This is a genomic window from Yinghuangia sp. YIM S10712 (assembly GCF_051388935.1).
Classification (GTDB): Bacteria; Actinomycetota; Actinomycetes; order Streptomycetales; family Streptomycetaceae; genus Yinghuangia.
Genome location: NZ_JBPKBI010000020.1, coordinates 26,503 through 36,743 on the forward strand (window position 1 = coordinate 26,503; position 10,241 = coordinate 36,743).

Consider the following 10,241-nt stretch of genomic DNA (forward strand, 5'->3'; position numbering starts at 1 on the left):
CCCTGCGCGCCACGCAGAGCGAGGGACGGCGTACGGCCTGGAACTGTTCGACCTCGCACCCAACAGTGGTTCCCGCCGGCTGCGGACGGACACCGGCGCGCCACATTGTCGGCCTATGTCGTCTCGTCGTTCCGGACCCGAGCCGACCATCCTCGCCATCGCGCAGGCCTCGTCAGACATTTCGCAACGTCGGCCCAGGCTGTTGGCGGGCCTGACATCATGTCGTCGACGCCTGACGCGCCATCGCCAGCCGAGTCGCCCGCTGCCAGAAACACCGTTGTCGTGTCCGCGCACCGGTTTCCGAGCATCTGATTTGCCCATACCGCGTTGTACCGCGCGTTAATTGGTACGTTCCTCGACGCGAAGCGCCGGTTTCGGGTGCACCTCGCGGCCGAAGAAAGCTTGGGCGGCGCTGCCGCCGAGGGACGGCCCGATGTCGGGGGTGCACGGTCCGCCTTGGTCAAACCGGCGGAGCGTTCCGGTGCCAGGCCTCGCACCCGCACCTTGATCTCCGCGCGCGAACTCGTAGACCCGGCCTTGGAACGTGACCGGTCTGCGCTATCCGTCTCTGGGCTGCCCGGCGGCGTCCGCATCGCGAAGCGTTGACCCGCCACGTCCCGTGGACTCCGTTACGTTTCGACACCGCCTACCGCACGGCCGCGTCATCGCTGGCTGGCTTTCGGGCTGGGGGCCGCACTCATTGCCGCAGCTTTCGCAGTCTTCCTGTGGGCACCTTCTGCCGACCGCTTCGGCGATGGTCAGGACGAACGCGCCAATTTCAGAGACTCATTCGGAGCAGCCAACCGCCGGCGAGGGCTGACAGCCCCCGACGCGCCATGAACGTGTGTTGCCTGCCGCACCGGTACCAGGCAGCGGCAGACAGCACCCAAGCTCAGGGCTCCGCCACGAGCCGTCAGGAACGTGTTACCCAGTTTTCGCGTCCCACCGCAAAGGCCGGGACACTCACATCGTCGGAGTCCCGTACGCGGGCGGCTTATTCGGTGATCGCGACTTCCACGCAGTCATTACCCTGACGCCGCTGTAACTCGACTTGAACCAGGCAAGTTCCTTCGAACCGCTGGTCGTCGCTCTCCTCGCAGTCGCTCCAGGTGAGCCGGATTCGCGCGATGCCCCGAGCCTGCCCCCGTCCGCAACTCGAAGTCCGGCCAGCCGAACACGGAACCAAGTCACGTGCGATCGGCTGCCAGGCTGTCGACGAAGGCGAGCCAACTCCCCTGAGGGAGCGTCAGGTGCCCGGCTTCCACGTCCGTTTTCGAGTCCCGTACGTCTATCTGTCGTGCCAGGCGGGCCTGGCGCCATTCGAGGCAATTGGCCTGCTGGCCGCTGTAGCTGCTCTTGGTCCACGTACTCGGCGCCAATTTGTTCATGCCTTGAGCCTCCCAAGTCACAGTCGCCACGTCGAACACCCGGTCGCCCTAGAGAGCACGTACATGATCACGGATCAGGTCGCGAGACGGCTTCTCTGCGAGGGCGTCTCGAACGATGCGCGTCCATGCCGCGTCGTACGCGTCGAGCGTCGGCTCGTCCTCCAGGTACATCGTATTGACCAGTGACTCCACGTTGATGAGCCGCCCGGCGTCGGGGAACCGAATGATGGCGAAGCTACCGTCCAACCCCAGGTGGAAGCCGGAGTCCAAAGGCATGACGCGCATGCTGACGTTCGGCCGCTCCGACTCGGCCAGCAAATGTTCGAGTTGATCACGCATGACCGACTCGCCTCCCACCGCTGTGCGGAAGGCCGCAGCACTGATGACTGCCTCGAAGGTGAACTCGCCCCTGTCGAGAACGCGCTTGCGTTCCATACGGGCCTGGACCCGGCGGTCCAGCTGCTCCGCATCCTCGTGCAAGATGCCGACTCCGGCTTCGAGTAGCGCCCGCGTATACGGCGCGGTCTGCAACAGGCCCGGAATCAGGCTGAGTTCCCACTGGCGAATGCCACTGGCATCCGACTCCAAGCCGAAGAAGTCCTGATGCGCGGTGTTGAGGTAGGAAGCATACGTGTGCCACCAACCCCGGGCACTGATGTTGCGCGCCATGGCTTCGAGCGCCTCGCGCAACGCCGGATCTTGGACTCCGTAGACGTCCAACAATGCACGCACCAACGGGATATCGGCCTTCTGACGCCCTGACTCGACGCGGCTGATCATCGCATCGTCCTTGCCAATGGAATCACCAGCTTGCGCTTGGGAGTACCCGGCTTCCCTACGAAGCCGACGCAATGCGCTCCCCAACCGCTTCCTGCGCACCGTGGGTTCTGCCGGCGCCATGCCATCCCCTCCCGTTCGGACCCCACCATTCTGCACGCCGTTCGGGCATACACCGTTCACGACTGCGAGAATTCTTACTTTCGAGTGACTTGACGAATCAAGAATCTGATCCAACACTGAGCGTAAGGCGACAGACACAGTCCGGAGGGGCAGCCAGGCACTGCAGCCCTGACAGAGCCGCGACCGCTCGTCGCGGCGCGTGGTATGCGAGGCGACCACGAAGTCTTGAGAAGCCCATCAAGAACGCAGCTGCCGCGCGGAGCGACTCTTCGTACCAGCAGGGCAGTTCTCCACCAGAGAGGGCCGACATGAAACCGCTGATCTTCGGCTATCTACGTGTTCCCGACGGCATGACCGACGACGAGGTACAACAAAAACACGACGCGATCGCCGCGTACGCCGACGTCGAAGGCTTCACTCTGGCAACGGTGTTCCACGAGACGACCCACGACCGCATCCCCGCGTTCGCCGAGCTGATCGAGGCCGTGCAACGCGCGGAGGCCCGCCACGTGGTCGTCCCCTCCTACGCGGACTTGGCGCGCACGCGCACCCTCCAACGCGCGATGTGCCTGCACGTCGAACACCAGACCAACGCACGAATCATCAGCCTGGACGAGTGCCCGTGAACGACACCCCGAACGCGGCCTCTGAGCCCTTCTACTTCTCGCAGCCCGTCCGCTTCGTCGACCAACTCAGCCTGGTCGCCGTCGACTCCGCCGTCAGCGTCGCCCGCCACTTCGTCAAACTCACCCTCGCCAAGTGGCGCGCACACTCCATCACCGCCGATGCCGCGCTGGTCGTCTCCGAACTCACCACCAACGCGGTCCGCGCGACCGGCGCTCTCGATCACAGCCCGCCCTGGTCCGCGCTGAACGCCGTCGACCTCATGATCGTCCGCGTCATCGGCCTGGAGACGAGCATCGTCATCGAGGTGTGGGACACCTCCGAACACGCCCCCCGCCTCCAACACCCCGACGACGACGCCGAGGGCGGACGGGGCCTTCTCCTCGTCGCCGAGGCCGCGAACCGCTGGGGCTTCCACCGCACCCGCCACGGCAAAGTGGTCTGGGCGGAGATCGCCGTACCCGAGGCCGCATCCACCGCACTCCCCCGCCGCCGCACCTCGCAACAGCCCGCCACACGGCCCGCCGTACGAACCGACCCCTGGCTCCTCCAGCAACTCCTGACCGGCCTACGCAATCTCTGACAGCGCAATTCCGCGAGGTGGCAAACGCTGCACCGTCGTTCAAGCGGCACCAACGTCGAGACTTCACAGTCCCGCCGCGGAGCACAGGATTCTGCAATCTCAACGCGGCATCCGTCCGCGGGGTCCGTTACATACGTGGAGGGCCGGTCCTGTTCTTCCCTCGAACACCGCCCGCGTGTGCGACACCCAACCGCAGTAGCGCCAGGACCCACCGGCAGGATTCGCAGGCTGCTTCGCTCAGGAGACTTTCAAACCCCTTGACATCAACGCTCGCTGGTGGTCTCCGCGACGCGTATCTGTCAACGCGTGAGCACGCACGATAACCTGCCCGTGACGGATGAATGCACAACCAACCGGCGGTACACCGACACCGGGGGTGCGGGGGAAGCGTGAATCAGCGCGACGTGCGAGGGCACTACGAGGAGCTGGCCGCTGAGTACGACGAACACTGGGTCTACGGGTCGGACTACATCCCCTGGATGTCCGCTCGGATCGCGGAGGCGCTGCAACTCGCCCCTTCGGACCGCATAGCCGACATCGGTTCCGGAACCGGGCTGTTCACCAAGGAGGTGGCCAAGCAGCTTCGACCGCTTCAGCCCATCCTGTGCGTCGACCCGTCCGAAGCGATGCTTCGTCAGCTCGGCGCTCCTCCCCCGCCCTCGCTGGTGCCGGTGGTCGCCTCTGCCGAGGAGATCGCCGAGGCCCGCGTGCAGCTGCCGTACCAACAGCTCGACGCGATGTGGCTCAAGGAGTCGGTGCACCACCTGTCCGACCCGGAACACACCCTTCGCGGTCTCGCCGACCGGTTGGCGCCTGGCGGCCGACTGCTGGTGGTGATGCTCCCGGCCCGCATCGAATATCCGCTGTTCAAGGCTGCTTTGCACCGGTTCGAGGAGTTGCAGCCGAATCCGGCATACATAGTGGATCACATGCGTGCAGCGGGGCTGGAGACGACGCTCACGCACGTCACCCACGAACTGCGCATCGCGCGGGACCGGTACTTCGGCATGGTGCGCGCCCGCTACATGTCACTGCTGTCCACCTTCGGCGACAGCGAGATCGAGAAAGGCGTCGAGGAGATGCGTGCCGCTCACCCGGAGCCCGAGTTGGTGTTCCCGGACAGATTCGCATTCATCCTGGGTCTGCGCCGAGGGGAGGCCTCGTGAATACCGTCGTCGACGAGCGCTTACGGCGCCTGCGCAGCGAACTGGACGACCATTCCCGGATCGCCGACCGGCTTGGGCTTGATCTCGAACGTCCGCTTCGGTCCCTGAACGACGGCTATCCCGAGAACGCGGTGGCGCTGATCGGGAAACTGACCGAGAAGCTTTTGAAAGAACTGTGGCGTCACCACGGCATCGAGGGCGACCCGGCGACGAAAGCGCTGAACGACCTGGTCAAGCGCTGCCGCCCGTACATCCGCAGCCGCACCGTTTTGGACGCGCTCGAAGACATCCGTCGGCTGCGGAACCGGTCCACGCACGACGGCTACGACATCAGCGACGAGGACGGGCTGCTGGCGGTCCGCCGGCTTGTCGACGTCCTCGTCTGGTTCACGGACACGGGCAGTTCCGCCCTCCTCGGAGGTGAGCCCGACGTGGCGCCGGAGGTCGCGCGCCGCTGCGAATTCCTCGCCGGGCTGTACGTCACCCTCGGCTACCGGCAGGCCAAGCGGTTCGTCCTGAGCCCCGACACCGTGTACCAGTTGTTCTGCCGTGAGTCGGGCATGCGTCTGGAGTACGTGGAGTTGATGCTCTCCCAGGACGCCGACGACCTGCGTACGGTGCTTGGCACCAGCGGCGGGGACCTGCTGCGCACCCGCCTGCCGAAGCTCACGCGGTTCGTCGTGCTCGACGACGTGGAGGAGGACGCGTCCGGCGGGCTCCACCAGTTGCTGGGGCTGGACTTCCGGATCGTGCGGTACGACGGGTTCGTCGACACCATCTTCGATCTGGAGACACACCTATCGGCTCTCGTCACCGCAGAAGGACCCGCTGTCGAGTCCGCCGAGGAACCTCCCCGACCGCGAACGCCAATCGTCGCCGCGGCTTTGAACACGGATGCCCGCACCGGCGAGCAAAAGGTCGAAGAATCGGGCGACGCACAGGAATTGGTGACAAGTCTGGCGCGCGGCAGCGCCAACGTCCTCGTGACCGGCCGTCCGGGAAGCGGTAAAAGCACGTTGCTCCGCTCGCTTGCCCTCGATTCGGGGCTGCGCCGCTTCCGCTTCTACTTCGACCTCGGTCTCAAACCGAAAGACGAGCCGTTCTCCGAATACGCGGCGCGCATCTTGGCGCCGGCCATGGGGCCCGAACGAGCCCGCGCCTACGACCTGTTTCTCTACCTGATCCGCTCCGGGACCGCCCTGTGCGTGCTCGACGCGGTCGACGAGGGCGTCGACGAGCCCAGCCCCGAAGGGTTTTTGCGGCTGTTCACCGACCTGTCCGCCGTCATGTCCACCGAGTCCGCGGTGGTCATGAGCTCCCGGGTGTCCTTCCTCTCCGACTCTCCGCAGGTGCGCCAACTGTTGGACAGTGGAGCGGGCCGTTCCGAGCAACTGGTCGAGCAGATGTACGCGAACGGACTCGACCCCTCGCGCGTTCCCCACTTTCATGTCGTCCGGCTGGCCGAGCCCGAGGCCACTGTGCTGGAGAAACGCCTCACGGCGGACCTCGGGCTCCCTCCCGGACAATCACTCGGCGACATACTGGGGACACACATCTCCCGTACGCTCGCTGACCGCGGACGGCCCGAGTTGGAGGAGCGGATGCCCGCCGCCTTCGGCGCCGCGTTCCTCGCCGACCGGGCCGTCTTCTCCCTCGCCTCAATCCACAGGAGCCTCGGCCCTGCGGCGTTCACGGACGGACTTCTGGATCTGGAAGCGTGCGTCCTCGCGCCGCTGTTGCGTCCAGTGGGACCGGACCAAGTCGCGTTCGCCCACACCGCATACCTCGAACTGCTGGCCGCCCGGTACCTGGCCGACCCCGCCAACCTCGAAACGGCCGCGGACATCCCGGGCGGCGCGTTCCTCACTGCGCAGGTACGCACGTTCCTATCGGGGATGCACCCGGTGGCGGACACCGACGACTGCGTGTTGCCGGCCGGAGCGTACATCGTCGGTCCAGCCGAGCATCTGCTGATCCGCCGCGTCGCCCGTCCCGTACGGTTCGACCGTCATGCCGTGACAGCCGCCCGCTACCAGCGTTTCCTCAACGCCCTCGAACCGGACGGGACTTCGCGGTGGGACCATCCCGACCAACCCGGGGGCACCTCTCACCGGCCCTGGACGAACCGACTGAAGCACCGGGATCACTACGAGAATTCGCGCTTCGCGGACCTTCCGGCTGTCTGCGTGAGTTGGTGGAGCGCGTACGCCTTCGCCGCGTTCGAAGGCAAACGCCTACCCACTTCTCTGGAGTGGGAGGCAGCCGCACGCGGCAGGGACGGGCGGCTGTTCCCGTGGGGCGACACACCAGAGGTCGGGCGTGTCAACTGCGCGGACACCTGGGTTGGCCGACCCGTCATGACGTACCAGGCCTGGTATCGCGACTTCGCGGGTGACGCGGTGCGCCGTGCGGGTGTGACTCCCGTCGATGAACACCCCGATAATCGCTCGCCGTTCGGAATCGGCGACATGGTGGGCAACTGCTGGGAATGGACGTCCACGAGCCTGGACGACCCGAGCGAGGCCGTGATCTGCGGCGGCAGCTACGACAATCCCATGCGAGCGGTCCAGGCCGGCAGCAAGGGGCTCTATCGCAAGTCGGGTGGCAGCAACGCGGTCGGCTTCCGCTGCGTGCAGGACATCAGCACCGACGGTGCCGCGGCGGCAGAGGGGACAGCATCATGAGCGGCGCCGGCGCTCGGCACGGAACGATCGTCGACACGCGGGCAAGCGGTGGAGGCCCGGTTGGTTCAATGAGTGCTTACATCGTCCGGGACGACGAGGACGGCCGATACTACGGCTTCGACTACCGCCAAGTCGTGACCGAGGGGTTCCGGACAATCCGGATCGGCGAACGTGTCCGCTTCCACGTCAGCACCGAGAGCCCCGGCCTGGCGGAGTTCATCATCCGCCTCAACCAGCCCGGCCCTGCCGAGTACTACCGGTGACCGAGAGTTCAAGCCGGCTCGACAATGTGACGGGTGCGCGCCAGGAGCTGACCGTCGTGCTGCCCGTACGGCTGTTGCGTGTGCCCGACTGGCCCGAGGGCCCTTATCCGTTCGAACTGGGAAGCCGCCGCACCGATGCCGCGACCCGATCCACGTATTTCACCCCGGCATCGGCCCGCGCCCTCTACGGGACACCCGAGCGGCCCATTCGCTGGCATCTTCCGCTGGATATCGAGCACAACGAACTCAGGCTGTCGGGTCTGGAACTCGTGCGCGCGGCCACCGCCCGTTACCCGGAACACGCCCTCGCAGTCCTCCATTTCAGTGTGCAGAGACCGCTTCTCCCGGTACTCAGGGCACTTGCCGGACGTCGACCGGCGACCATGGAGGAACCGCTCTCCGGGCCGTTCGACCCAGGGCGGCTGCTCGCCGGTATCGCCGATGTCCGCGACCCCACCGCGCCATTCGCTGTCACGCGGCCATACACGATCGCCTTCCTGACGCCGACGTCCCAGCACACCCCTGCGCTCAGGACCGGTCCGGCGGGGCGGTTGCCCGCCACCGCAGACCCGTGGCTGTGGCAACTGGCCTCACGATCCACTCCGGACGACTTCCCCGTCCCGGCAGAGACCGCCGATGAGCAACTCAGGGACACCATAAGGATTTCAGCCGACTGGAGTGCTCTGGTGCTCAGACATGGGGCAGCCTTCCTCGGTCACCGTCCCGACACCGGCGCGGGCGACTTCTTCGAGTTCGGCGCTCTCCACTCGCGAACCGTCTATCTCGACGCGTTGTTACTTGGAACCCTCCAACGTAACCACATCGACGAACTCACCGACGAGCTCTCCGAGGTGTTCTCGTCCTCCCGACTCGCCCGCCGAGTGGCCGCACTGGAACGGAACATCGCTGTCTTTCGCAGCACGTACTGGCGGCAACACCTCACCGCCCATGGCCCGGCGAACGACCTACTACTCGCCTTCCAGCACCAGCACCGACTGCCGACCCGCTTCACCGAAATCCTCGCCGAAGCAGCCGACTACAGCAGGCTCGTACAGACCCGGGAGAGCCAACAGATCAGCGCCGCACTCGGAGTCCTGACCATCCTGGGCCTCCCGGTGGGGACCGCTCTCGGCGTACTCCAAGTCCTCGGCGACGGCTCCGCGACGCACCTGCTCATCGCCCTCTCCCTCTCCATGGCCGCCACCGGCGCCCTACTCACCACGCGGTACGGACGCATGGTCGTGTCGTCACTGCGCGGACAAGACGATCAATGACACCCGGCAGCGTCCGTGTGAGCGGTACCGCCCAGGCGACAAGCGTTACTGGGTGTCGACAGTGACGAACGCCCTGGGTAGTACCGGGCGGGTCGACAGTGATGATGAGCGTGAGGCCGCGGGTACATAGGGCGAAGTCGTACGGATTCGGTCTATCGGGACTCGATTCAGATCGCCGAGACCCACCGTGTTCGCGACTGACGAACACGTGACCGAGGAAGGCAGTGCGCAGCCGCCGACCCCTCAACCGCAACGCAAGGAACCACAGGCAGCGGCACGGGTGATCACGCGTTTCGGCATACTGATCACCCGCGTTCCCAGCCGCCACGAGGAAGAAGCGCTTTGTCCCGTCCCCGTATAACCCGCCTGACAACGGCTGCCGTCTCCCTGCCCGTACTGCTGTGGAGCACCGCGTGCGGTGTCGGCGCCGGGGCGGCCGACGTGGCCGACGCCGCGAAAGCGAGCCACGCCGCGTCGGCACCCGCGACGACGCCGCCTGCCACACGGTCTCCCGGCCCAACCGTGTCCGAAAGCCCACCGCGCGGCGGGTACCTGACACGCGAGCAGTTGTCCCAGGCGTTGCTCGGCGAGGACGACATGCCGGAAGGCTGGGTGGTGAGCCTGGACAAGGGCACCTCACCAGCCGAGGACGCCCCGGACTCGGAGCCCAGCAGCACGCACGAGTGCTCCGGGCTCGATCTGCTCCTCAAGCTCAAGCAGGGAACGGCGCCCGGACAGGAAGCAGCCACCTCGATCATGGCGTACGACTCCGCCGGAGGCGGCAAGGCGTACGCGATCACGGGCATCGCCCTGGCCTCGTTCAGCTCGGACTCCGCGGACCGACTCCTCGCGGACATGCGGGAGTTGCTGTCCCGCTGTGACGGCGTCACGGTCACGGCGGAGGAAGGCGCACGGGGAACGTACACCCGGCAGTCAGCCCCCGCGCTCGGCGACGACGCGCTCGCCTTCGCGATCACGACGCGGATGGCCGGCAAAGCCTGGGTGCACGCGGTCGTTGCCATCCGGGTCGGTTCGACGATCGTCGAGTCCACACACGTCAACCTCACCGGCACCTCGGTCGTACTCCCCGACGAGTCCATGCTCCGCAAACAGGTCGACCAGCTCCGCGCCGTCATGGCCGAGAACCAACGCGAGCCCGGCGCCTGATCCGAAGGCGCAGATGTACGCGAACGGCATCGCCCCGGCGCGTCGCACGCAGTGACGGGTAACAGATCAGGCCACAACGATCATCCGTCACTCCGCGAAGAGGCACCGGTGACCCAGAAACCCCACAAAGCCGACGCCGGAAATCGGCCGTTATCGGCGGACCCCCCGCCTGGGGGGGGGGGGGGGGGGGGG

General features: G+C 66.4%; 9 protein-coding genes. 7 read left to right on the forward strand and 2 right to left on the reverse strand.

Annotated features, from left to right (window positions below):
- Nucleotides 1-1,187: 1,187 nt before the first annotated feature.
- Nucleotides 1,188-1,388, reverse strand: a complete 201-nt coding sequence (locus ACRX5W_RS28235; RefSeq protein WP_436791174.1) for a DUF397 domain-containing protein — start codon at nt 1,386-1,388, stop codon at nt 1,188-1,190.
- 48 nt (nt 1,389-1,436) lie between these two features.
- Nucleotides 1,437-2,288, reverse strand: coding sequence for a helix-turn-helix domain-containing protein (locus ACRX5W_RS28240; protein WP_436791175.1), 852 nt, complete (start codon nt 2,286-2,288; stop codon nt 1,437-1,439).
- A 308-nt stretch (nt 2,289-2,596) separates the two neighbouring features.
- Between ACRX5W_RS28240 and ACRX5W_RS28245 the strand changes: the two genes are divergently transcribed.
- The 7 genes from ACRX5W_RS28245 to ACRX5W_RS28275 all read left to right on the forward strand — a co-directional run bounded on the left by ACRX5W_RS28245 (nt 2,597) and on the right by ACRX5W_RS28275 (nt 10,049).
- Entirely contained in the window at nt 2,597-2,914 is a 318-nt protein-coding gene (locus tag ACRX5W_RS28245) for a recombinase family protein (protein WP_436791176.1), read from the forward strand.
- Nucleotides 2,911-3,495 (forward strand): ATP-binding protein, encoded by a 585-nt coding sequence (locus ACRX5W_RS28250; protein ID WP_436791177.1) that lies wholly within the window; start codon nt 2,911-2,913, stop codon nt 3,493-3,495. The genes ACRX5W_RS28245 and ACRX5W_RS28250 overlap by 4 nt, the downstream gene beginning before the upstream one ends.
- A gap of 389 nt (nt 3,496-3,884) precedes the next feature.
- Entirely contained in the window at nt 3,885-4,661 is a 777-nt protein-coding gene (locus ACRX5W_RS28255; RefSeq protein WP_436791178.1) for a class I SAM-dependent methyltransferase, read from the forward strand.
- Entirely contained in the window at nt 4,658-7,345 is a 2,688-nt protein-coding gene (locus ACRX5W_RS28260) for an SUMF1/EgtB/PvdO family nonheme iron enzyme (RefSeq protein ID WP_436791179.1), read from the forward strand. Before ACRX5W_RS28255 ends, ACRX5W_RS28260 begins: the two co-directional genes overlap by 4 nt.
- Nucleotides 7,346-7,413: 68 nt before the next feature.
- Nucleotides 7,414-7,608, forward strand: coding sequence for a hypothetical protein (locus ACRX5W_RS28265; protein ID WP_436791180.1), 195 nt, complete (start codon nt 7,414-7,416; stop codon nt 7,606-7,608).
- Complete coding sequence (locus tag ACRX5W_RS28270; RefSeq protein ID WP_436791181.1) at nt 7,605-8,882, forward strand: hypothetical protein; 1,278 nt, start codon at nt 7,605-7,607, stop codon at nt 8,880-8,882. The genes ACRX5W_RS28265 and ACRX5W_RS28270 overlap by 4 nt, the downstream gene beginning before the upstream one ends.
- Nucleotides 8,883-9,224: 342 nt before the next feature.
- The gene (locus tag ACRX5W_RS28275; RefSeq protein WP_436791182.1) at nt 9,225-10,049 is read left to right on the forward strand and encodes a sensor domain-containing protein; all 825 of its coding nucleotides are present in this window, start codon (nt 9,225-9,227) and stop codon (nt 10,047-10,049) included.
- Nucleotides 10,050-10,241: the final 192 nt, after the last annotated feature.

Excerpts from the sequence above, each read along its gene's own strand:
- ACRX5W_RS28235 (WP_436791174.1), bottom strand. The coding sequence starts at position 1,388 with ATGAACAAATTGGCGCCGAGTACGTGGACCAAGAGCAGCTACAGCGGC.
- ACRX5W_RS28240 (WP_436791175.1), bottom strand. The coding sequence starts at position 2,288 with ATGGCGCCGGCAGAACCCACGGTGCGCAGGAAGCGGTTGGGGAGCGCA.
- ACRX5W_RS28245 (WP_436791176.1), top strand. The coding sequence starts at position 2,597 with ATGAAACCGCTGATCTTCGGCTATCTACGTGTTCCCGACGGCATGACC.
- ACRX5W_RS28265 (WP_436791180.1), top strand. The coding sequence starts at position 7,414 with ATGAGTGCTTACATCGTCCGGGACGACGAGGACGGCCGATACTACGGC.